The 21,951-nt window shown below is 65.2% G+C and carries 20 protein-coding genes; 13 read left to right on the top strand and 7 right to left on the bottom strand.

Annotated features, from left to right (window positions below; genetic code table 11):
- Positions 1–220 precede the first annotated feature (220 nt).
- The 6 genes from H1B27_RS05215 to ku all read right to left on the bottom strand — a co-directional run bounded on the left by H1B27_RS05215 (position 221) and on the right by ku (position 6,145).
- Positions 221–1,816: an MBL fold metallo-hydrolase gene (locus H1B27_RS05215; RefSeq protein ID WP_197965249.1), complete on the bottom strand. Its 1,596-nt coding sequence runs from the start codon at positions 1,814–1,816 to the stop codon at positions 221–223.
- Positions 1,813–2,733: a ribose-phosphate pyrophosphokinase gene (locus H1B27_RS05210; RefSeq protein ID WP_197965248.1), complete on the bottom strand. Its 921-nt coding sequence runs from the start codon at positions 2,731–2,733 to the stop codon at positions 1,813–1,815. Before H1B27_RS05210 ends, H1B27_RS05215 begins: the two co-directional genes overlap by 4 nt.
- Positions 2,730–4,271 carry a thymidine phosphorylase family protein gene (locus tag H1B27_RS05205; protein ID WP_197965282.1) on the bottom strand — a complete coding sequence of 514 codons (1,542 nt, stop codon included), beginning with the start codon at positions 4,269–4,271 and terminating at the stop codon, positions 2,730–2,732. The genes H1B27_RS05210 and H1B27_RS05205 overlap by 4 nt, the downstream gene beginning before the upstream one ends.
- Positions 4,272–4,412: 141 nt before the next feature.
- The gene (locus tag H1B27_RS05200; protein ID WP_028177856.1) at positions 4,413–4,577 is read right to left on the bottom strand and encodes a Flp family type IVb pilin; all 165 of its coding nucleotides are present in this window, start codon (positions 4,575–4,577) and stop codon (positions 4,413–4,415) included.
- Between the two features lie 290 nt (positions 4,578–4,867).
- Entirely contained in the window at positions 4,868–5,104 is a 237-nt protein-coding gene (locus H1B27_RS05195; RefSeq protein ID WP_197965247.1) for a hypothetical protein, read from the bottom strand.
- Positions 5,105–5,164: 60 nt separating this feature from the next.
- A complete protein-coding gene (ku, locus tag H1B27_RS05190) occupies positions 5,165–6,145 on the bottom strand; it encodes a non-homologous end joining protein Ku (RefSeq protein WP_197965246.1) in 981 nt (326 codons plus the stop codon).
- A gap of 232 nt (positions 6,146–6,377) precedes the next feature.
- On the opposite strand from ku, the gene H1B27_RS05185 reads away from it, so the two are divergent.
- The 13 genes from H1B27_RS05185 to H1B27_RS05125 all read left to right on the top strand — a co-directional run bounded on the left by H1B27_RS05185 (position 6,378) and on the right by H1B27_RS05125 (position 21,176).
- Positions 6,378–6,533, top strand: a complete 156-nt coding sequence (locus tag H1B27_RS05185) for a hypothetical protein (protein WP_162832009.1) — start codon at positions 6,378–6,380, stop codon at positions 6,531–6,533.
- Between the two features lie 235 nt (positions 6,534–6,768).
- The gene (locus H1B27_RS05180) at positions 6,769–7,443 is read left to right on the top strand and encodes a response regulator transcription factor (RefSeq protein ID WP_011085905.1); all 675 of its coding nucleotides are present in this window, start codon (positions 6,769–6,771) and stop codon (positions 7,441–7,443) included.
- Between the two features lie 98 nt (positions 7,444–7,541).
- On the top strand, positions 7,542–8,918 hold the full coding sequence (locus H1B27_RS05175) for an ATP-binding protein (RefSeq protein ID WP_061877977.1): 1,377 nt from the start codon (positions 7,542–7,544) through the stop codon (positions 8,916–8,918).
- A gap of 160 nt (positions 8,919–9,078) precedes the next feature.
- Positions 9,079–10,479 (top strand): hypothetical protein, encoded by a 1,401-nt coding sequence (locus tag H1B27_RS05170; RefSeq protein WP_197965245.1) that lies wholly within the window; start codon positions 9,079–9,081, stop codon positions 10,477–10,479.
- Positions 10,480–10,577: 98 nt separating this feature from the next.
- Positions 10,578–10,847, top strand: a complete 270-nt coding sequence (locus H1B27_RS05165; RefSeq protein WP_028177861.1) for a hypothetical protein — start codon at positions 10,578–10,580, stop codon at positions 10,845–10,847.
- Between the two features lie 130 nt (positions 10,848–10,977).
- Positions 10,978–12,081 (top strand): c-type cytochrome biogenesis protein CcmI, encoded by a 1,104-nt coding sequence (ccmI, locus tag H1B27_RS05160; protein ID WP_197965244.1) that lies wholly within the window; start codon positions 10,978–10,980, stop codon positions 12,079–12,081.
- Positions 12,082–12,118: 37 nt separating this feature from the next.
- Positions 12,119–12,628 (top strand): cytochrome c maturation protein CcmE, encoded by a 510-nt coding sequence (ccmE, locus tag H1B27_RS05155; protein WP_061877974.1) that lies wholly within the window; start codon positions 12,119–12,121, stop codon positions 12,626–12,628.
- Complete coding sequence (locus H1B27_RS05150; protein WP_197965243.1) at positions 12,625–14,607, top strand: heme lyase CcmF/NrfE family subunit; 1,983 nt, start codon at positions 12,625–12,627, stop codon at positions 14,605–14,607. Before ccmE ends, H1B27_RS05150 begins: the two co-directional genes overlap by 4 nt.
- A gap of 4 nt (positions 14,608–14,611) precedes the next feature.
- On the top strand, positions 14,612–15,094 hold the full coding sequence (locus H1B27_RS05145) for a cytochrome c-type biogenesis protein (RefSeq protein ID WP_028177865.1): 483 nt from the start codon (positions 14,612–14,614) through the stop codon (positions 15,092–15,094).
- Positions 15,095–15,207: 113 nt separating this feature from the next.
- The gene (locus H1B27_RS05140; RefSeq protein ID WP_197965242.1) at positions 15,208–16,551 is read left to right on the top strand and encodes a methyl-accepting chemotaxis protein; all 1,344 of its coding nucleotides are present in this window, start codon (positions 15,208–15,210) and stop codon (positions 16,549–16,551) included.
- 221 nt (positions 16,552–16,772) lie between these two features.
- Positions 16,773–18,350 (top strand): Do family serine endopeptidase, encoded by a 1,578-nt coding sequence (locus H1B27_RS05135; RefSeq protein WP_061877971.1) that lies wholly within the window; start codon positions 16,773–16,775, stop codon positions 18,348–18,350.
- Positions 18,351–18,625: 275 nt separating this feature from the next.
- Positions 18,626–19,306 (top strand): response regulator transcription factor, encoded by a 681-nt coding sequence (locus H1B27_RS05130; protein WP_061878634.1) that lies wholly within the window; start codon positions 18,626–18,628, stop codon positions 19,304–19,306.
- Positions 19,307–19,997: 691 nt separating this feature from the next.
- Positions 19,998–21,176: a calcium-binding protein gene (locus H1B27_RS05125; protein WP_197965241.1), complete on the top strand. Its 1,179-nt coding sequence runs from the start codon at positions 19,998–20,000 to the stop codon at positions 21,174–21,176.
- Between the two features lie 121 nt (positions 21,177–21,297).
- Here the strand turns inward: H1B27_RS05125 and H1B27_RS05120 are convergent, their stop codons facing one another.
- Positions 21,298–21,945, bottom strand: a complete 648-nt coding sequence (locus H1B27_RS05120) for a helix-turn-helix domain-containing protein (protein ID WP_131870224.1) — start codon at positions 21,943–21,945, stop codon at positions 21,298–21,300.
- Positions 21,946–21,951: the final 6 nt, after the last annotated feature.

Genomic DNA, 21,951 nt, shown 5'->3' with positions numbered 1-21,951 from the left:
GCCTCTTCGGCGAGTCTCGAAGGGCGACGGCCCCGCTGTTGCCGCGCGCGGCTGCATCTCGGCCGCGTATCCTTCGAGGCTCCTGATGGGACGCTCCGCGCCCCATCGCTCGCGCCTCAGGATGACGGAATTGATCGATGCGCTTGGCGAGCTATCGCCGCTCCCCGCAACGACTGAGGTTGGAGTGACGCTGATGCCGAAGGCGACGGGCGATCGCCCATTACGCCTTCTCCTGCAGCGCGCGGCGCAGCCTTCGGATGATGACGCCGCGGGCGCGGTCGTCGGCGGCGGCTGCGACACGATCGCTGATGTCGAGCATGAGCTCGGACATCTCGTTGTGCCAGTCGAGACGGGTCACGGCCTCCGGCGCGAGCCGCCGTCGGTGATCCACGTCGAGCACGCGCGGTTCGGGCGCGGCGAGCTCATAGATATCGTCCAGCATCGGCTGGTAGACCTTGGCCGCGGGAATGATGCGTTCGGCCACGCGCTCGGCGAGCCCCGCAATCGCTCCTTCCTCGCCGTGGACCAGGAACAGCCCGCGGGCGATCGGGCGTCGCGCCGCGATCCAGCTGGCCATGCCGGCCCCGTCGGCATGGCCCGAATATTCGTCGATCATGCGGATGCGGGCCGCGACCTTGATCTCCTCGCCCTGGATCCGCACGGCCTTGGTCCCGTTCTGGAGGAAGCGGCCGAGCGTGCCGTTGGCCTGGAAGCCGGCGAGAAGCACGGTCGCGCGCTGGTTCCACAGCCAGCGCTTCAGATGATGGCGGATGCGGCCGGCGTCGCACATGCCGCTCGCGGCGATGATGATGTGGAATCCGGACAGGCGCATGATCGCCTTGCTCTCGTCCACGGTTTCGGTGAATTTGAGATGCGGCGAGTTGAGCAGGCGGGTGGCGTCGACGGATGGGTCGAGGCTCTCCGAATGCCGGCGGAACACTTCGGTCGCGCGGATCGCGAGCGGCGAGTCGAGGAAGATCGGTGCGGTCGGAATCCCGCCATGCTCCATCAGGTCGACGAAATCGACGATCAGCTCCTGGGTGCGCTCGACCGCAAAGGCGGGAATCAGCAGCGCGCCGCCGGCCGCCGCGGCGTCGCGCACCTCGGCGGCGAGGTGCTTGCGGCGGAGTGCGGGTGTCGTGGCCTCGCGTACCCGGTCGCCATAGGTCGATTCCGAGATGACGTAATCGAAATCGGTCGGCGCTTCGGGATCGGGCTGGAGCAGCTTGGCCTCCGGTCCGACGTCGCCGGAGAGCAGCACGCGCAGCGGACGCGGCGAACCTTGCTCGGCGATTTCGAGCTCGATCGAGGCGGAGCCGAGCAGATGGCCGGCGTTCCAGTAGCGCGCGCGGACTCCCGGGATCACGTCGGTCCAGCGTTCATAGTCGACCGGGCGAAACGATTGCAGCGATGCGATCGCATCGGCCTGCGTGTAGATCGGCTGCACCTCCTTGCGCCCGCGCGAGGCGTTGCGCCGGTTGAGCTGCGTGACTTCCGATTCCTGGATGCTGCCGGCGTCGGGCAGCATGTAGGAGCAGAGATCGATCGTGCCGCGCGTTGCCAGGATCGGCCCCTCGAATCCCGCGCGCACGAGTTTCGGCAGCAATCCGCTGTGGTCGATGTGAGCATGTGTGAGCAGCACGGCATCGATATCGGCGGGGCGAAACGGAAAGGCGCCGTAGTTGAGCTCCTTCAACGTCTTCTGGCCCTGGAACAGCCCGCAATCGACCAGGAAGCGGCCCGTCGCGGTCTGGAACAGATAGCTCGACCCGGTCACGGTGCGGGCGGCGCCGCAAAATCGAACGGTGATGCTCATGTCGTCGTCTCCGGAAGATGTGTCGTGGCCGATTCGGACCGCAAGGCGGCCGCGAGAATCTCGTCGAGCGAGATCGCATTGGTCGGATGCGGCACGCTGTCGGTCGAACGGATCGACCGTATGCCGGCCTCGGTGAATGCGGCGATCATTGCGGGTGGAAACAGCGCGTGCGTCACCACCGCATCGACGACCGTAGCCCCCATTGCTCTCAGCGCCTTCGCTGCGGCCGTCAACGTCGTCCCGGAGGAGACGATGTCGTCCACCATGAGCGCCGGTCGTCCCGAGAGCAGGGCAGGGTCGGCAAAGCTGACGGCGACGGAGCGATCGCCGTGGCGCGTCTTGCGCGCCACAGTGTGCTGCAACCGCAAGCGGCTCGCGACATCGCTCACCCAGGGCTCGGACTCCATGTCGGGCCCGATCACGACGGTCGCAGGATCGATGCTGTCGGCCGCCAGCGCCTTCGCGATCGCCGGCATGGCGGACAGGTTCTCCGCTTCGATACCAGGAAACACGGACCTGATGTCGGGAGTGCGGTGCAAATGCGCATCGACGGTGACGACGCGGTCCACGGTCGTTGCAAGCAGATTGCCCATGGCGCGCTGGCTGATGGCCTCGCCCGCATGAAAGGCAGCATCCTGCCGCATGTAGCAGAGATAGGGCGCGACCAGGACGAGCCGCTTCGCGCCGCCACGTCGCAGGGCCTCCGCGGCGAAGAGCAGGGTGATCAGCTTGTCGTTGGGTTGATCGAGCGGGGCATAGAGGATCGTGGTGTCGCTCGCCGGCGCGACTGCAACGCGCAGTTCTCCGTCCGGAAAGCGGTGCACGGCGATCTCGCCGCAGGCAAGCCCAAGCCGCGCCGCGAGCCGCTTCGCCGCATCGGCGCCGGACGGCAATGTCTGGAGCGCGATCGTGCTCACGGCGCCGTCGTGCCCTGCAGGGCTTCGTGACCGTTGACGAGGTAACCGGTCTCTTCGGCGGCGGCATCGGCGACCAGATCATGCTCGGGATGGTCGAAAGTGTAGACGCGATAGAGCGGCTCGCCCTGCTCGACGCGATCGCCGATCTTCTTGAACAGGCGGATGCCGGCGCCCTTGTCGAGCGGCGCGCCGGCGGTGCGGGCGAGGCGGTTCAGGCGCAGGCAGTCGATGGCGGACACGATGCCGTCATGCATCGCCTTGACGTCGAAGCTGAGCGGTCCCAGCTCGTTGCTGCATGTCGACGGGCCCTGTGCGTCGATGATCTTCTGCATCTGCTTCAGCGCCGCGCCGCTGTCGAGCAGTTCGCGCGCCCGGGCATAGCCCGCGCCGCCGCGCAGCTTCGGGTCGTATTCCAGGAGATGGGCGGCGAGCCGGAGCGATTTCTCGCGCAGATCGCGCGGCGCGCCCGGCTCGTTGCCGAGCACCGCCATGACGTCGTTGGCTTCGAGCACCGGCCCGATGCCGTTGCCGATCGGCTGGCTTCCGTCGGTCGTGATCACCTCGACCGAGCGGCCGAAGCGGTCGCCGACGAATTCGAACAGCTTTCGCAGCCGCATGGCCTCGACGCCGCCGCTGACCTTCGCGGTCGGCCCGACCGGAATGTCGATCAACAGGTGGGTCGAGCCTGCCGCGATCTTCTTGGACATGATGGAGGCGACCATCTGCTCGCGGGTATCGAGGCTCAGGGGGCGCTCGACCGAGATCAGGACGTCGTCGGCCGGCGACAGGTTCACGTGCCCGCCCCAGATCAGGCAGCCGTTGCAGGAAGAGACGATCGCCTTCATCTCCTCGACGCCGATATTCACCCGCGCCAGCACCTCCATCGTGTCGGCTGTGCCGGCGGGCGAGGTAATGGCGCGCGAGGAGGTCTTCGGGATCGGCAGGCCATGGGCGGCGACGATCGGCACCACGACCATCGACGTGCGGTTGCCGGGGATGCCCCCGATGCAATGCTTGTCGACGACGACCGGGTTCGGCCAGATCAATTGCGTGCCGGCCTGCGCCATTGCCCCCGTGAGGGCGAGAAGCTCGTCGCTGGTGATGAAGCTCGCCGACCCGATCAGGAAGGCGGCGATCTCCATGTCGGAGTAGCGGTAGTGCGCGAGGTCGCTGATGATCGCGCCGATCTCGGCCTGGCTCAAGGTCCGTCCGCGGATCTTCGCGCGCACCGCTTCCAGGCTCTCCGGAGGCGAGGCGGGCCTGACCGTGACCGGCGTGCCGACGGCTTCCGCGAAGCGCCGGAACGCAGGTTCGGAGAGGCCGATCTCGTCCGAAGCCGCCAGCGTATCGTCATCCGTGATCAGCAGCGTCGCCAGCAGAACCTTGCCGCCACGACGAAGCTCGACGCGGCTGAAGCCGCGGAAGATTTCCGCGCGCAGCGCCTTCGAGTGCCGGGAGACGACGACGACGTTTTCGCGGCCGGTATCGAGGCGGACGCGGCGGATCTTCAGTTGGGAGTGCGGAAGGTCTGGATGCATGGACAGGCCGGCAGCAGGGAGTTGGGTCTCCATGCTTAAGCGTCGCTGTTCCGGCGCTGTTGACCCAGATCATGGCCCGCGGGTCGGGGGAGACATGGAGCGAGGGGCGTGGCGCGCCGTTACGCAGGCCAGGGCCAGCCGTTACTTCATCGCCGAGCTGATCGAGTTGAACTTGTTGTTGAGCAGCGCGCCGCCCGTGTTGTTCACGACGGTCACGATTGCCAGAGCGATTCCGGCGGCGATCAGGCAATACTCGATGGCGGTTGCGCCATTCTCATCGGCAAGGAAAGACCTCAGCAGACGCATTGCCAGCTCCTGTTCATCCGATCCAATGCATGGTCGCGTCCTAATCGGACTCGTAAATCGATCGAGTATGTCTTTGTGCGTGCCGGAAGAATTTGGGCTCGCGCGATCGCGACCCCGCTCATACGACGGCATTCATTAAATTAAGGTTCCGTCGATCCGTCCAAATGGCTTCAAATCGGCAGCCCAGGGGCTGCACCGGCCCAGTGCCCGTCAAGGCGTGATCGTGCAGCCGCTTAACCGATTGTTGAGCCTGTTCGTCAACGGACCGGCAAGGACATCTCCATCGCGCTTCATCCGCTCCGGCCGTCCGCATTCAGCGCCCGCAGCATGGCGATACGGGCGAACATCACCCATCCGCCGCCCGTCTCGGCCGCATTGATCAAGGTCTCGATGGCGGTCTGCCAGTGCGCCTCGTGCTGGGCGTCATCGGGCAGCTGCATGACGTAGTCCGCCGCATCCTGAAGCGTCAGCAGCTTGCGCTTGTTGCCCACGCGAACGGGATCGTCGAACGCCGTCGACCAGGGCATGTCAGGCCGGCCGATCGGCGGGGAGAGACATCACGGCGCGATTCGCGGGGCGTGATGCTGCTAGCCGGCCTTCTTCGCCCGCGCCGGTGTCCGCACCGGCTTGTCGGTCGCCTTCTTCGGCGTGGTCGCAGCCTTCGCCGCAGCTTCCTTGCCGCCCTTGCCTGATATCGGCAGCAGCATCTCGCGCTGCCCCTCGACACGCTTCTTCGGCCTCTTGCCCTTGACGGTCTCCTTGGCGACCTTCGCCGCGGGAGCAGCGTCCTTCTCGTTCGCGATGCTTCTCTTCAGCGCGTCCATCAGGTTGATGACGTTGCCGCCGGTCTTCGGTGCGGCCTTGGCCGCGATCGGCATGCCGCTGCGCTTCTTGTTGATGAGATCGATCAGGGCGGTCTCGTAATGATCCTCGAACAGCTCGGGCTCGAACGCGCCGGACTTCTTCTCGACGATGTGTTTTGCGAGGTCCAGCATGTCCTTGGTGAGCTTCACGTCCTGGATGTCGTCGAAATATTCCTTTTCGCTGCGGACCTCGTAGGGGTAGCGCAGCAGCGTGCCCATCAGCCCGCTGTCGAGCGGCTCCAGCGCGATGATATGCTCGCGGTTGGTCAGCACCACGCGGCCGATCGCGACCTTGTCCATGCTGCGGATGGTCTCGCGGATCACCGCATAGGCATCGTGGCCGACCTTGCCGTCCGGCACGAGGTAGTAGGGGCGGATCAGATAGCGGTTGTCGATGTCGGCCTTGGGCACGAACTCGTCGATCTCGATCGTGTGGGTGGAGTCGAGCGCGATCTCGTCCAGCTCGTCCTTGGTGACCTCGATATAGGTGTCGGTGTCGACCTTGTAGCCCTTGACGATGTCCTCGGAGGTCACCTCGTCGCCGGTCTCGGCGTCGACCTTGAGGTATTTGATCCGGTGGCCGGTCTTGCGGTTGATCTGGTTGAACGAGACCTTCTCGGTATCCGAGGTGGCCGGATAGAGCGCGACCGGGCAGGTCACGAGCGACAGACGCAGAAAACCCTTCCAATTGGCGCGGGGGGCCATGGGCTACTCCAGACGCAACAGAGGACAAGCGCCAAGGATAACATCGCCAAGGTGCGAATCATAGCAACCGCCGGCGCGGAATCTTGCAACGGCGTTAATCGCCGCCTGCGCCGTATTGCCGGACGGGCCCACGGTCCGGAACATCGCCCGAGATCACGCGTTGCCCTGGGCACTTCATAACCGCGAGGAACGTCGCGGTCATCGCAAGCGACAGCCACAGATTGAGGTCACCATGGCAACCACGCGAGAGCAGAACCGCATCGTGGAAACTCCGACCGAGGCGCGCCAGGGCGAGCCCGGGCCTTCGGTGGCGGCGCTGCTCGCCATCTCGACCGGACTTGCGATCCTGATCCTCGCCGTCGTCTGGTTCGTCTTCTTCCGGACCTGACCGCCGGATCCGGACGCCGGCTCCCCCGGCTCGCCGCCCGACGCGGCACATTGCGCCCGCCATGCCCCGGCTCATCCCGCGGCATGGCGGGCGCAGTCGCATTGGCTTGCAACAGGTTCTATATGTCCAAAAAGTAACGTAGGCCGGTTCCCTGCGTTCATATTCAGTTCACGCCGGAATTGCTCATCTCTGGCAGTGTTCATGCAGCCTGTTCTTGCAGCCTTTGGAGAGAAGCGTGCGCCTGCTCGTTGTTGAGGACGACCCCGATCTCAATCGCCAGCTCACCAAGGCGCTGACCGACGCCGGCTATGTCGTCGATCGGGCCTTCGACGGGGAGGAGGGGCATTATCTCGGCGACAACGAGCCCTATGACGCCGTGGTGCTCGACATCGGCCTGCCGAAGAAGGACGGCATCTCGGTGCTGGAGGCCTGGCGCCGCAACGGCCGCACCATGCCGGTCCTGATCCTCACCGCACGCGACCGCTGGAGCGACAAGGTGCAGGGCTTCGATGCCGGCGCCGACGACTATGTCGCCAAGCCGTTCCACCTCGAGGAGGTGCTGGCGCGCATCCGCGCCCTGCTGCGCCGCTCGACCGGCCACGCCCAGAGCGAACTCAGCTGCGGTCCCGTCACGCTCGACACCCGGACCGGCCGGGTCAGCGTGTCAGGCAATCCCGTCAAGATGACCTCGCACGAATATCGGCTTCTGGCCTATCTGATGCACCATTCCGGGCGGGTGGTCTCGCGCACCGAACTGGTCGAGCATCTCTACGACCAGGATTTCGACCGCGACTCCAACACCATCGAGGTTTTCGTCGGCCGCATCCGCAAGAAGCTCGATGTCGACATCATCCAGACCGTCCGGGGCCTCGGCTATCTCCTGACCCCGCCGCCAGCGCCGGGGGCTTGAGGCCGAGCGGTCCGGGCTTGACGGCCGCCCTGACACGGGCCTTGGTCGGACCATGACCTCCGACGACCTGACTTCCAGCCTCTGCCCGGACCGTTCCGATGGCCGCTAGCTCACTTGCGAACCGACTGTTCCTGTCGGCGACCGCCTGGCTCGTGGTGATTCTGGCCATCACGGGCGTGGTGCTGTCGTCGGTCTACAAGAACGCCACCGAGCGCGCCTTCGACCGCCGGCTCAACCTTTATCTGCGCACCCTCATCGCCGAGGTCGCGACCCCCGACGAGCCGCCGGACCGCCAGTTCCAGTCGTTGGGCGAGCCCCTGTTCGAGCTGCCGTTGTCAGGCTGGTATTGGCAGATCACGCGCACCGACACCGAAAAGCCGGAGGTGCGCTCCTCGCGCTCGCTCTGGGACAAGAAGCTGCCGAAGCTGGAAGACGAGGGCGCCGAGCTCACCGCCGCCGGCATCAGGCTCGCCTATGTCGATGGGCCGGAAGGGCAGAATCTGCGCATGGTGGAACGGCCGGTCGATCTCGGCGCCGACGGCAAATATCTCGTCAGCGTCGCCGGGGACGACACCGAGATCTTCGACGAGACGCGAAGCTTCGACTACTATCTCGGCGGCACCTTCACCGCGCTCGGCATCGTGCTGCTGCTGACGACCGTGTTCCAGGTCCGCTTCGGCCTCGCACCGCTCAAGCGCATCTCGGAGTCGATCGCCGACATCCGCTCCGGCCGGGCGGAACGGCTCGAGGGTGAATTCCCGGTCGAGATCGCGCCGCTGGCACGCGAGACCAACGCGCTGATCGATGCCAATCGCGAGATCGTCGAGCGCGCGCGCACCCATGTCGGCAATCTCGCCCACGCGATCAAGACGCCGCTCTCGGTCATCGTCAACGAGGCCGGCGCCCACCTGGCCGATCCGTTCGCGGCCAAGGTGATGGAGCAGGCGGACCTGATGCGCGACCAGGTCGCTCATCATCTCGAGCGTGCGCGCATTGCGGCGCGGGTCTCGGTGGTCGCGACCGTAACGGAAGTGGCGCCCGCCATCGAGGCGCTGCGGCGGACCATGGAGAAGATCCATCGCGATCGTGGCATCGTCGTCGAGGCCAGGGCCGATCCGTCGGCAAAATTTCGCGGCGAGCGGCAGGATCTGGAAGAGATGGTCGGCAATCTCGTCGACAATGCCTGCAAATGGGCGGCCTCGCGCGTCTTGATCGAGGTGCTGGTCGAGGCGCCGCGCCAGGCGGGTGCGGGTCCGCGCCTGCGGATCATTGTCGATGACGACGGCCGGGGCCTGTCGGAAGCGGAACGCGCGCAGGTCTCCAGGCGCGGCCAGCGGCTCGACGAGTCCAAGCCCGGATCGGGACTCGGCCTCTCCATCGTGGTCGATCTCGCCGCGCTCTATGGCGGCAGCCTTTCGCTCGGCGCTGCGCCGACGGGCGGCCTGCGCGCCGAATTGGTCCTTCCGGGACTCTAGTTCCTTGTTTCGACGTTGTTTTTCGTCTTCGTTGATCCCCCTCTGGTGAAAACCGCGGGCATTCGGACCCACTTCCTAAACGGCTTCTTAAGTGGGGCGTCCTATGATCGCGCCCGGACGCATCCCATGTCCGCCATTTTACCGTGCATTACCCGGGCGCATGAGCCAGACATCGATCGAGCGGCTGAGGGAATATCTCGCGCAGCTCCCGCCGCAGGCGCAGGCCCTGCTGATGCGAGAGTTCGAGCGCGCGCTGGAGCGCGGCCAGGATACGGCTGTCGCGACCCTGGTGCTCGAGCAGCTGCGCAACATCGTCCGCAAGACCGAGGCCGATGAAGCCGCGCCGCCGCGCACGGACGATCTGTCGCGGTTGCTGTTCCAGGTGCTGGAACCGTTCCTGGTCGAGGCGGGCACGCCGATCAGGGTTGGCCAGATTCGCCGCTCCTCACTCCAGCCGATCTGGCAGTGGCTCGGCCGTGACGGCGCACCGGACAAGGTGAACGAATTCGAGGCGCTGCTGTCGCGCCTGCCGGCCGACAATGCAGGGCAGGTCGAAGCCCTGGCCTTGAGGCTCCAGGCGGTGGCCGCGGATGCCATCTTCGAGCTGACGGGACCGGGCGGAGGCGACAAGTCGCGCGCTTTGGCCCGCGTCGGCCCGCCGAACGTGATCGAGGATCTCTATTCCGTTGGTGCGATACTCCAGGTCCGCGAGGCCATCGCCACCGTGAACGAGCGGCTGCCGCGCTTCCTGCGCACCTTCGGCGATCCGCAGATCGCCTCGGTGACGTCGGCGCTCAACATTCCCGCGCTTCAGACGCCGCAGATGCTGCCCTTCGCGCTCTCAATGGTCGTGCAGCGGATGACCGCCCCCTGGCAGATCATCCGCCTCGCCATCAAGATTGCCGCGTCCGACGACGAGATACGAGTCGCGGCAACCCCTTATGGCGTTGCCGTCACGATCGCGCTGCATGATTTGTCCTGCGTGGCCGCGATCCTTCGCATGGACATCAAGCGCGGCCATTTCGACAACGTCGCCGACAATCTCAAGACGCTGCACGACGGCGTGCGCGGCCTGCGCACCGAGCTCGACCTGCGCAACGATTCCGCCTGGGGCAAGCAGTTGACGTCGATCCGCGCCGACATTTCCAATGCGCTGCAGTCCGAGATCGACAGCGTTCCAGGCCGCGTTCGCCGCATCCTGCGCCAGCGCCCCGAGAAGGACATTCCGCCGGGCGCGAGGGTCGACAGCACAGAGGTGGAGGAAGCGGTGGCGCTGATCGACTTCGTCGCGACCTGCCGCAACTATGCGAGCGAGCTCGCGATCAACGAGGTGACGCTGCGCACCTATTCCGATCTCCAGCAATACGTGGAACGCTCGACCGAGCAGCTGGTGCAGTCGCTGCGTGCCGCCGATCACAAGGTCCGCACCTATCGACAGCAGCAGGTGCAGGCCGCGATCCGCTTCTGCCAGGTGCTGTTCGGCGACGATTACGCCTCGCTGATGAGCCGGGCCGCGGAGAACGCACTCACTGGCGAACGCAAATCGTCGCGCGCGGGCTGATCAAGCGCAAATTTCATTGTCGCAATTTCTGGTTGACCACATCGCTGGCGCACCGTACGGTCCCCGAGCAAGTCCGGGGAATTTCTATCTGTAGGCGCATGAAACCCGTTATCAGCTCGATCGAGATTGAGAACCGCGTCATCGTTGCCAAGTATCAAAGGCTGATGGTTGGCGCCAAGGTGGTGCTGGTCGAGAAGGCAAGCGATCGGCAACTGCCGGAGACGACCACGAGGGTTGCATCTCGGGTTCCGGTCGGAGCGTTGCGCATCAGATTGCCGGATGCAATCAAGCCGGGAACATACTTTCTGAGGGCCTTCAACGGGCACGGCGAGGACGCGGCGCGAAGCGCGGACTTCGAGATCGGCTAAGCCGTTGGATTTTCAACTCTTCGGGACTGTACGCAGTGCAGCGCTTTGACAATTGTCAATTGCCGCATTGTCCGGCCGTGGTGTAAAGGCACCTATAGGCGCGGTTCGTGCGCTGCCGGAAGCTTGCCAGATGACTCTATGGTTCGTGTTCGCGCTGATGACGGTCGCGGCGATTTTCGCCGTGCTCTGGCCGCTTGGCCGCAGTAGCGGTGCGCAAGATCAGGGCAGCGAGGTCGCGGTCTACAAGGACCAGTTGGCCGAGGTCGAGCGTGACCTCGCCGCAGGACTGATTCCGGCGCCGGAGGCCGAGGCTGCGCGCGTCGAGATCAGCCGCAGGCTGCTTGCGGCGGCAGCCAGCGAGCCCGCAATGGCGCCGAGGTCGAACCTCAAATGGCGCCGTGCGGCGGCCGTGCTGGCGCTCGCCGGCCTGCCGCTCGTTGCGGTCGCCGTCTACATGCCGCTCGGCTCACCCAAGCTTCAGGACTTTCCCCTGGCGCAGCGGGAGCGCGGGTCGGGCATGGCGCAATCGCTCGAGAACCTCGTCGTTCAGGTCGAGCAACATCTGGAAAAGAATCCGACCGACGGGCGTGGCTGGAACGTGCTCGCGCCGGTTCTGGAGCGGCTCGGCCGCTTCGACGATGCGGTGCGCGCCTATCGCAACTCGCTCACCTACAATGGCGAGAGCGCGGAGCGCCGGTCCGATCTCGGCGAAGCGATCTCGGCCGCTGCCGGCGGCGTGGTGACCGCCGAGGCCAAGGCCGAATTCGAGCGAGCACATGCCTTGAGCGCCGACGATCCCAAGGCGAATTACTTCCTGGGTCTTGCCGCCGAGCAGGACGGCCGCAAGGACGATGCAGCCAATATCTGGCGCGCGCTGCTTGCGAAAGCGCCTGCGGATGCGCCGTGGCGTGCCCTGGTGCAGTCCTCGCTGGCGCGGGTCGGTGGCGGCACGATGCCGGCGCTGTCCGACGAGACGATTGCTGCCTCCAAGGATATGGCCGAGGGTGATCGCAACGCGATGGTGCGTGGCATGGTCGATCGTCTGGCCACGCGGCTGAAGCAGAACGGTGACGATGTCGAGGGCTGGCTGCGCCTGGTGCGTGCCTATCTCGTGATGGGCGAGCGGGACAAGGCCATGGGGGCATCGGCCGATGCCCGGCAGGCGGTTGCCAGCGACGCCGAGCGGCTGCGCCAGCTCAACGACGGCCTCAGGACTCTCGGGCTCGGCGGATGACGATTTCGGGACGAGAGATGCGGAGAACGGATACGCCATGACGCGCAAGCAGCGACGTATGACCATCATCGGCGGCTCGCTCGCCGTGCTCGCGCTCGCGGCCGCGCTGGTGCTCAACGCATTGCGCGACTCCATTGTGTTCTTCTCGACCCCGACCATGGTCGCCGAGAAGCATATCGAGCCCGGCAAGCGGTTTCGCCTCGGCGGCCTGGTGCAGCCCGGCTCGCTCCAGCGCGGCGATAATCTCGCGGTGACCTTCGAGGTCGCCGACGGCAGTGCCAAGCTGCCGGTCGCCTACAAGGGCATCCTGCCCGACCTGTTCCGCGAAGGGCAGGGCGTGGTCGCCGAAGGCGCACTCGACGCCAACGGCGTGTTCAAGGCCGATACCGTCCTCGCCAAGCACGACGAGACTTACATGCCCAAGGAGGTCGCCGATGCCCTGAAGAAGCAGGGGCACTGGAAGGACGATTACGGCGGCAAGGCGTCCGAAGGCACCAAGCCTGCGGCCACGACCGCACAGGGCAATCCCCAAGGAGCGATGCGGTGATCGCAGAATCCGGACATTACGCGCTGGTGCTGGCGCTTGGGCTCGCGCTGATTCAGTCCATCGTGCCCTTGATCGGCGCGCGCCTGCGCGATGCAGCCCTGATGAATGTCGCGCGCTCCACGGCGCTGGCGCAGCTCCTGTTCGTCGGTGTGTCGTTCGCAGCGCTCGTGATGCTGCACGTGAATTCGGATTTCTCCGTCGCCAACGTGTACGAGAACTCGCACTCGACGAAGCCGCTGCTCTACAAGATCACGGGCGTGTGGGGGAACCACGAAGGCTCGATGCTGCTGTGGGTGTCGATCCTCGCGCTGTTCGGCGGATTGGTTGCGAGCTTCGGCAACAACCTGCCGCTGTCGCTGCGCGCACATGTGCTGGCCGTGCAGGCCTGGATCGCCAGCGCCTTCTATCTCTTCATCCTGGTGACATCGAATCCGTTCCTGCGCATCGCCAATCCGCCGATCGAGGGACGCGATCTCAATCCGGTGCTGCAGGACATCGGTCTCGCCGTGCATCCGCCGATGCTCTATCTCGGCTATGTCGGCTTCTCGATCTCGTTCTCCTTCGCCATTGCGGCGCTGATGGAGGGACGGATCGACGCCGCCTGGGCGCGCTGGGTGCGGCCCTGGACACTGGTCGCCTGGATCTTCCTGACGCTCGGCATCGCCATGGGCTCGTACTGGGCCTACTACGAGCTTGGCTGGGGCGGCTGGTGGTTCTGGGATCCGGTCGAGAACGCTTCGCTGATGCCGTGGCTCGCCGGCACCGCGCTGCTGCATTCCGCGCTGGTGATGGAGAAGCGCAATGCGCTGAAGGTCTGGACCATCCTGCTGTCGATCCTGACCTTCTCGCTGTCGCTGCTCGGCACCTTCCTGGTGCGCTCGGGCGTCATCACCTCGGTGCATGCCTTCGCCACCGATCCCACCCGCGGCGTGTTCATTCTGCTGATCCTCTGCCTGTTCATCGGCGGCAGCCTTGCGCTGTTTGCGGGCCGCGCCACCTCGTTGAAGCAGGGCGGCCTGTTCGCGCCGATTTCGCGCGAGGGCGCGCTGGTGCTGAACAATCTCTTGCTCACGGTGGCCTGCGCGGTCGTGCTGTTCGGCACGCTCTATCCGCTGGCGATGGAGATGCTCGCCGATTTCAAGATGTCGGTCGGCGCCCCCTTCTACAATCTCACCTTCGCCCCGCTGTTTGCCCTGTTGCTGCTCGCGGTGCCGTTCGGGCCGATGCTGGCGTGGAAGCGCGGCGATCTGCTCGGCGTCATGCAGCGCCTGCTCGCGGCGGGCGTTGCCGGCCTCGTCGCCGTCGCCATCGCCTGGGGCTGGGCAACTGGCGGCAGCACGCTGGCGCCGCTTGCGATCGGGCTCGGCGTCTTCGTCATCGCCGGCGCCGTGACCGACATCGTCGAGCGGACGGGCCTGGTCCGGATGCCGTTCGCAACGGTGCTGCACCGGGCGCGCGGCCTGCCGCGATCGGCCTGGGGCACGGCGTTTGCGCATGCCGGCCTCGGCGTCGCGCTGATCGGGATCGTCTGCGAGACCACCTGGAACAGCGAATACATCGCGACGATGAAGCCGAACGACGTCGCTCATGTCGCCGGCTACGAGCTGAAGCTCGACGGGCTGTTTCAACGCCAGGGCCCGAACTACCGCGAGATGATCGCCGAGTTCAAGATCAGCCGCGATGGCGAGGCGCTCACGGTCATGACGCCGTCGAAGCGCAGCTTCACCACGCGCGGCTCGTCGACGACCGAGGCCGCGCTGCTGACGCGCGGTGCGAGCCAGCTCTACGTCTCGCTCGGCGACGCCACCGCCGAAGGCGCGATCGCCGTGCGCATCTATTACAAGCCGATGGTGCTGCTGATCTGGTGGGGGCCGGTGCTGATGGCGTTCGGCGGCGTACTCTCGCTCTCCGACCGTCGTCTGCGCGTCGGCGCGCCGAAGCCGGCGCGAGCCAAGCAGCGCCTCCAGCCCGCGGAATGATCCTATGCGCCGCATGATGGCCGCGTTCATCGCGTTGATGCTGCTGGCCCCGCCTGCGGCCCACGCCGTCCAGCCCGACGAGATCATGTCGGACCCCGCCAAGGAATCGCGCGCGCGGGAGCTGTCGCGCGAGCTGCGCTGCATGGTCTGCCAGAACCAGTCGATCGACGATTCCGACGCCCCGCTGGCACGCGACCTGCGGCTCCTGGTGCGCGAGCGCATCGCCGCCGGCGACAGCAATTCCCAGGTGCTCGACTTCCTGGTGGCGCGCTACGGCGAATTCGTGTTGCTGAAACCGCGCTTCGAACGGCAGAATCTGTTGCTGTGGCTGCTCGGGCCGGTGCTGCTGATCGGCGGGGCCCTGGCGCTGTGGCTGCAGATCCGGCGCCGCGCGCGAAGCGGTGCAGACGTACCGGCACCGCCGCTCACGCCCGAGGAGGAGGCACGGCTCGCCGCGTTGATGTCGGACGATGCCAAATCTTCCTGACGTCCAAGCATAAAATGGAACGGAAGCCGCGGCCGCTGCCGCGCGCTTCATGCTATGTTGACCTTTGTCTGGAAGCTTGTGGCGAGATCGATTCCAGCCTCCGAGTCCTCCCGATGTTCGCGAACAGCAACCTGACGATCCGCTTCCTGGTCGGTGCCGTCGTCGCTGCGTTATTGTTCCTGCTGAGCATCGGCGGCGGCACCGGCTTCATCGCGGTGCTCTATCTCAACAACGAGATCACCAGCCTGTCCTCGGACTTCGCCACGCTGAGCGGACCCGTGCGCGACCATGCCATGCAGACCTATCAGCAGGCGCAGACCGCGTTCTCCTGGTTCCTGGTCGCCTGCGGCGTGATCGCCGTCCTCGCCGCCGCGATCTGCCTCACCACCTGGTTCGCCGTGCGCAACGGCATCCTCACTCCCTTGGCGGCGATCGTGCATGCCATGCGCGAGGTGGCCGATCAGAAATTCGAGACCGCCGTTCCCGGGCTCGGACTCACCAACGAGATCGGCCTGCTCGCCGGGGCGCTGGAGGTGTTCAAGACCAACGGCATCGAGCGGCGGCGCCTCTCCGAGCAGCAGCTGCACGAAGCACGGCATCAGGCCGAGCGGTCGAAATTCCTGGACGATCGGATCAGGCGTTTCAACGATCTCGTCGCCAGCGTCGTCGACAGTGTGGCGTCGTCGGCCGTGCATCTGAAGACCAATGCCGAGACGCTGTCGCGGACCGCCAACGACACCAGCACCAAGGCCAATGCGGTCGCGAGCGCCGCGAACCAGGCCAGCACTAGCGTGCAGACGGTCGCGGGCTCTGCCGAGGAGATGACGAACTCGATCGGCACGATCAGCCGCCGCGTCACGGACGCGACCCAGCGCGCCGAGGGCGCGGCGTCCAAGGCGGAGAAGAGCCGCGATACCATCCACACGCTGTCGGATGCCGCCGACAAGATCGGCGAGGTCGTCCAGCTCGTGCAGGCGATCGCATCGCAGACCAATCTCCTGGCGCTCAATGCCACCATCGAGGCGGCGCGGGCAGGGGAGGCGGGCAAGGGGTTTGCCGTGGTCGCGTCAGAGGTGAAGAATCTGGCGCATCAGACCAGCAAAGCGACGGAGGAGATCACCTCCCATGTCGCCAGCATTCAGGGCATCACCGCAGAGACCCGCGGCGCGATCGACGGTATTTCCAAGACGCTGTCGGAGATTTCGTCCATCATGTCCGGCATCGAGGTCGACACCGCCCAGCAGCGCAACGCCACGCAGGAGATCACGCGCAGTGCCCAGGACGCCGCGCGCGGCACCCTCGACGTCTCCAACCACATCATCCAGATCACCTCGACCTCCGCGGAGACCGGCCGGATGGCCGCCGAGGCGCGGGATTCGGCGGTTGACCTGTCGCAGCAGGCCGAGACCCTGAAGCGCGAAGTCGACGAGTTCATCGTCAGCGTCAGGGCGAGTTGAGAGCGCCAAATATCGCGCTCAGGCGCTGTTCCAGGAAATCGGTTAAGTTCCTGTAAGGCAACGACTTTCGGCGTGCGCTGAACTGCCGCATCCACGCACCCCTTCATTACGAAAGTTTAACCCCGCCGCCAGCGCACGGTAAGGCGCGAGCCCCCATGTTCAGGTTCGTAAGGTGCTGGCATCCCGCACCAAAGGAATTCAAGGCTCCTGGAGATTTCTGCATGACCGAACGTCCCGACCTTTCGAACCTTCCGTCGTACCGGCAGCCGCGCCGGTCGGTGTTCTCTGCGCGCAAGCTCGCGCTGATGGCCTCGGTCGTCGCCGGCCTCGGCGCGGCTGTCTACGGCTTCAGCCCTTCGACCTCGCCGGCGGACCTGTTCTCCAGCCCGGCGCATGCGCAGGTCAACAACGAGGTTCGTCAGGTTGAGCGTCCCGTCGGTTTTGCCGATATCGTCGAGCGCGTGAAGCCGTCGGTGATCTCGGTGAAGGTCAACATCAAGGAGAAGATCGCGAGCAACGATGACGGCGATGATTCCGCCTCGCCGTTCCAGCCGGGCTCGCCGATGGAGCGCTTCTTCCGCCGCTTCGGCGGTCCCGATGGCATCCCGGGCATGAAGGGAGGTCGTGGCCGCGTCGTGCAGGGCCAGGGCTCCGGCTTCTTCATCTCGGCCGACGGCTATGCCGTGACCAACAACCACGTGGTCGACGGGGCCGACAAGGTCGAGGTCACCACCGATGACGGCAAGACCTACACCGCCAAGGTGATCGGCACCGACCAGCGCACCGACCTCGCCTTGATCAAGGTCGAGGGCGGCTCGAACTTCCCGTTCGCCAAGCTCGCCGACAGCAAGCCGCGGATCGGCGACTGGGTGCTTGCGGTCGGCAATCCATTCGGCCTCGGCGGTACCGTGACCGCGGGCATCGTTTCGGCCAGCGGCCGCGATATCGGCAACGGGCCCTATGACGATTTCATCCAGATCGACGCGCCCGTGAACAAGGGCAATTCCGGCGGTCCGGCCTTCGATACCAACGGCGAGGTGATGGGCGTCAACACCGCGATCTACTCGCCGTCTGGCGGCAGCGTCGGCATCGCATTCTCGATTCCGGCCAACACGGTCAAGAGCGTGGTCGCGCAGCTGAAGGACAAGGGCTCGGTCAGCCGCGGCTGGATCGGCGTACAGATCCAGCCCGTGACCTCCGACATCGCCGACAGCCTTGGCATGAAGAAGGCCGAAGGCGCGCTGGTGGCGGAGCCGCAGGCCAACGGTCCGGCCGCCAAGGCGGGCATCGAGTCCGGCGACGTGATCACGGCGGTCAACGGCGAATCCGTCAAGGACGCCCGCGAGCTTGCCCGCACCATCGGCGGCATGGCGCCCGGCGCGACCGTGAAGCTCAACGTGCTCCACAAGGGCCAGGACAAGGTCGTGAACCTCACCCTCGGCCAGCTGCCGAACACGGTCGAGGCCAAGGCCGACTCCGACAAGGACAGCGGCAAGGGTGCCAATCGTGGCACCGACGTGCCCAAGCTCGGCATGACCGTGGCCCCCGCCAATTCGGTGGCTGGCGCCGGCAAGGAAGGCGTCGTGGTCACCGAGGTCGATCCGAAGAGCGCCGCGGCCGAACGCGGCTTCAAGGAAGGCGACGTGATCCTCGAAGTCGGCGGCAAGAGCGTGGCCACCGCGGGCGAAGTCCGTGATGCCATCAACGCAGCGCGGACCGACAACAAGAACAGCGTCCTGATGCGCGTGAAGAGCGGCGGCCAGTCGCGCTTCGTCGCGGTGCCCCTCGCCAAGGGCTGAGGCCTTCAGGAGGCTTACGAGATGAAGGGTATCGCCGGCATCAGTCGCCCCCGCCGCCGGTGCCCTTCGGGGAAGCAGCGCAACGCTGGCTTCCCCTGTCTACCTTCCGGTGGAATTACGCCCCCCTCCGTCGGAAGGCCTAGGGCGGTGAGGTCCCCCCAGCTTCACCGCCCGCCTTTTTCCTGCTTCGACACTCTCCCGCTCGGCTTGCATGCCGGTGCCGCTCGCGCCATGTTTAGAGAAGGTTGACCTCCTTGACCGCCGCCGAACGCACGATGCGCCTCCTGATCATCGAAGACGACCGCGAATCCGCCGACTACCTCGCCAAGGCGTTTCGCGAAGTCGGACACATTGCCGACCACGCCGCCGACGGCGAGGAAGGCCTCGCCATGGCCGAAAGCGGCGATTACGACGTGCTGGTGGTCGATCGCATGCTGCCCAAGCGCGACGGCCTGTCGCTGATCGGCGCATTGCGCGACAAGGGCAGCACGACGCCGGTGCTGATTCTCTCCGCGCTCGGGCAGGTCGACGACCGCATCAAGGGCCTGCGCGCCGGCGGCGACGACTATCTGCCGAAGCCCTATTCTTTTGCCGAGCTCCTGGCCCGCGTCGAAGTGCTGTCGCGCCGCCGCGGCGGCCCCGCCGAGGAAACGCTCTACCGCGTCGGCGATCTCGAGCTCGACCGGCTGTCGCATCGCGTCGCCCGCGGCAAGGACGAGCTGACGCTGCAGCCGCGCGAATTCCGCCTGCTCGAATACCTGATGAAGCACGCCGGCCAGGTGGTAACGCGCACCATGCTGCTCGAGAACGTCTGGGATTATCATTTCGATCCGCAGACCAACGTGATCGACGTGCACATTTCGCGGCTCCGCTCCAAGATCGACAAGGGCTTCGAGCGTCCGCTGCTGCACACGATCCGCGGCGCCGGATACATGATCCGTGACGGGATCAGATAAGGCCCGGTGATCGTTTCACTTTTTCAACCGTCATGATTGTGGATTGCCGGATTTTTACCACATCCTCCAGCCGTCAGTGCAAATTCCGAGGTCGCAGAAGGGCCAGGAGCCGATGTTCTCAGCAATCAGCGATGCTGTTAATGCTTCTCCATGAATGAGAGCACCGCTTGGTCATTGGCGATGGGATTGTCTGGGAGCTTGCCGGGATCTCCACCCTCTCGCTTTTAGGCAGGCACGCTTCGAGCTGATCTACAATCCGATGAAAGAAGCGTGGGCTTCGCTCGCCATTGGACACCAGTGTGGGTGCTGTAATCATCTTCGCCATATCGCAGGTAAAAGCCGCGCGAAGCCGCTTCGGCTTGCGTCCAGTCTAACATTCTGAACCGACATGTAGCGGCAGCGCTTCAACGGAAGCATTGGCCAGCAGTTGACGCACGCCCTCGAACTTCTGTCAGGACTGCAGATTGGCAAGACGCCACCGCTCGTTGATCGGGTCTAGCCAACATGTCCTCTGTTCCTGGCGATATGAGGAATGATAGCCGCCGCGCGGCGGTCGCAATCATGTCCAGTTCTCGGCGAATCTCGGTCATCAACCCGAGGTAGCTTTGGCCGTCCGAGCGAAATGCTCGTGTTTCGCGAGCGAGACCCCCGCATCTTCACGTTTTCTTCTGCCTTTGAAATTGGAGTTGCCATGCGCCGTCTGCCCAACGACACGATCACGCTGACCATTCCGCAGCTCAGCTTTGAAACCTTGTTCGGAGATCCTGAGTTCCCGTCCAATGCGCATGGCGGCAACGACACCATCACGGTGAACGTCGACGGCCTGACGTTCATCAATCTCGTGGGCGATGCCGCAGCCCTGCTGGATCATTCCCGGGGCGGCAACGATACACTCACGGTCAACATCGCGAGCGAGAACAACACCGTCATCGTCGACGGTGATGCTCAATCCATGTCCGGCCATTCCAAAGGCGGCAATGACACGGTGACCGGCGACAGCACGGGCTCGGTACGCAACGGCTTCACACTCTATGGCGACGCCGAGGGTGCCATGTCTGACCACGTGCAGGGCGGCAACGACACCGTCATCGGCGCGTTCGGCGGCCGGTCATTGAACACACTGGTCGGCGATGGCGGAACCATGTCCGGGGACACCCATGGCGGCAACGACACGCTGGTCGCTCTCCAGACCGGGCAGACCGGCTCGGCACTTCTGTACGGCGATGCCTTCGGCCTGAGCGATCATGCGCACGGCGGCAACGACAATCTCACCTTCACCGTCGGAGACGATGCCCAAACCGGAGGCGGCAGATTATACGGCGATGGGGGTGGACTCTCGGGTGAAGCACGTGGCGGGAACGACACCCTTACGATTGTCGATCTCCATGGCAATGTTCACTTCTATTCCTTCCTGCTGATTGGCGATGTCGATTCCATGTCCGGTAACGCGCAGGGGGGCAACGATGTCCTCGCGGGCGGATCGTACGTCGACATGTTGATGGGCGACGCGCGGACCTACGATCCAGCGGCCCCAGGTTCGATCACAGGCGGCAGGGACATCCTAAACGGCAAAGGCGGCAATGACGAGATGTGGGGCGGACCGAACAGCGACATCTTTGCGTTCGACAAGGGCTCGGGCCAGGACCTGATCCATGACTTCAATCAAGGCAATACGATCGTCGGCAGCGCGGCGGTCGAGCACGATTTGATCGACGTGCAAGACTACGGCTTTGCGGACTGGGCTGCACTGAAGAGCCTGATCAGCGACGACGCCTCGGGCAATGCCGTGGTTCACCTGACGGCCAGCGATACGATAACGCTGCAGGGCGTCCGAACGGCGGACCTGCATGTGACGGACTTCATCGTCTAGTGCCATGTCAATTGCTGGCGATGGCGGTAGCCGGATCAACTCTATCGACGAACAAGCCAACCGGCACCTGCAGGAGAGTTTGCTGATGCCGCCGCTCGCTGGGGAAGCATGTTGGCGAAGATCACCCGCGTGGATACACGATGATAGACAAATACGTCATGGGCAGCTTGACGAGCCGCTCGGGACCGTGCAACGCGCCGGAATCAAACAGGATGGAATCGCCGGGCCGCAGACGGTAACTGCTATCGCCGTGCCGATAGTCGACCTCGCCAGTGAGCATGTAGATGAATTCCATGCCGGCGTGCTGGAATGCCGTGAAGGGCTCGGCGTCCTCCTTCAACGTGATCATGTACGGCTCGACGACGACGTCGCCGCCGATGACATGTCCGAGCAATTGGTAGACATGACCCACTTTGGTTCCGCGCCGCTCGATCACGACGCCCTGCTTGGCGCGCACGAATGAACAATCGCGTCGCTCTTCTGAGGCCGCAAACAACAGGCTGAGCGGGACGTTGAGCGCCTTGGCGATCGACTGAAGCGTCGCCAGTGACGGAGAAATCTGCCCGTTCTCGATCTTCGACAGCATGCCGGCCGAGATGGACGACGCGGCTGATAGGTCGAGTACCGACAGATCGCCGTCCCGGCGCAACTTTCGGATCTGGGCACCCAGGGCGCGTTCGAGGTTGCGGGGATCCTGCGGTGCGTTGGAGCCGGTACGGTATTCAGGCGCCTCGCGTGAGACTGTTTTCGAGCTTTTGGCCCTCGCCATCGGATA

It is taken from the genome of Bradyrhizobium diversitatis, assembly GCF_016031635.1.
In the GTDB taxonomy this organism is placed as follows: Bacteria; Pseudomonadota; Alphaproteobacteria; order Rhizobiales; family Xanthobacteraceae; genus Bradyrhizobium; species Bradyrhizobium diversitatis.
The sequence above is the reverse complement of the archived record's forward strand: the minus strand, read 5'-3'. Positions and strand labels throughout refer to the sequence as shown.

What these genes read in the sequence shown, in the direction of transcription:
- H1B27_RS05200 (WP_028177856.1), bottom strand. Translation starts at nt 4,577, where the DNA reads ATGCGTCTGCTGAGGTCTTTCCTTGCCGATGAGAATGGCGCAACCGCC.
- H1B27_RS05195 (WP_197965247.1), bottom strand. Translation starts at nt 5,104, where the DNA reads ATGCCCTGGTCGACGGCGTTCGACGATCCCGTTCGCGTGGGCAACAAG.
- H1B27_RS05120 (WP_131870224.1), bottom strand. Translation starts at nt 21,945, where the DNA reads ATGGCGAGGGCCAAAAGCTCGAAAACAGTCTCACGCGAGGCGCCTGAA.
- ccmI (WP_197965244.1), top strand. Translation starts at nt 10,978, where the DNA reads ATGACTCTATGGTTCGTGTTCGCGCTGATGACGGTCGCGGCGATTTTC.
- H1B27_RS05130 (WP_061878634.1), top strand. Translation starts at nt 18,626, where the DNA reads ATGCGCCTCCTGATCATCGAAGACGACCGCGAATCCGCCGACTACCTC.
- H1B27_RS05165 (WP_028177861.1), top strand. Translation starts at nt 10,578, where the DNA reads ATGAAACCCGTTATCAGCTCGATCGAGATTGAGAACCGCGTCATCGTT.
- ku (WP_197965246.1), bottom strand. Translation starts at nt 6,145, where the DNA reads ATGGCCCCCCGCGCCAATTGGAAGGGTTTTCTGCGTCTGTCGCTCGTG.
- H1B27_RS05175 (WP_061877977.1), top strand. Translation starts at nt 7,542, where the DNA reads ATGGCCGCTAGCTCACTTGCGAACCGACTGTTCCTGTCGGCGACCGCC.
- ccmE (WP_061877974.1), top strand. Translation starts at nt 12,119, where the DNA reads ATGACGCGCAAGCAGCGACGTATGACCATCATCGGCGGCTCGCTCGCC.
- H1B27_RS05170 (WP_197965245.1), top strand. Translation starts at nt 9,079, where the DNA reads ATGAGCCAGACATCGATCGAGCGGCTGAGGGAATATCTCGCGCAGCTC.
- H1B27_RS05185 (WP_162832009.1), top strand. Translation starts at nt 6,378, where the DNA reads ATGGCAACCACGCGAGAGCAGAACCGCATCGTGGAAACTCCGACCGAG.
- H1B27_RS05140 (WP_197965242.1), top strand. Translation starts at nt 15,208, where the DNA reads ATGTTCGCGAACAGCAACCTGACGATCCGCTTCCTGGTCGGTGCCGTC.
- H1B27_RS05135 (WP_061877971.1), top strand. Translation starts at nt 16,773, where the DNA reads ATGACCGAACGTCCCGACCTTTCGAACCTTCCGTCGTACCGGCAGCCG.
- H1B27_RS05125 (WP_197965241.1), top strand. Translation starts at nt 19,998, where the DNA reads ATGCGCCGTCTGCCCAACGACACGATCACGCTGACCATTCCGCAGCTC.
- H1B27_RS05205 (WP_197965282.1), bottom strand. Translation starts at nt 4,271, where the DNA reads ATGCATCCAGACCTTCCGCACTCCCAACTGAAGATCCGCCGCGTCCGC.
- H1B27_RS05145 (WP_028177865.1), top strand. Translation starts at nt 14,612, where the DNA reads ATGCGCCGCATGATGGCCGCGTTCATCGCGTTGATGCTGCTGGCCCCG.
- H1B27_RS05215 (WP_197965249.1), bottom strand. Translation starts at nt 1,816, where the DNA reads ATGAGCATCACCGTTCGATTTTGCGGCGCCGCCCGCACCGTGACCGGG.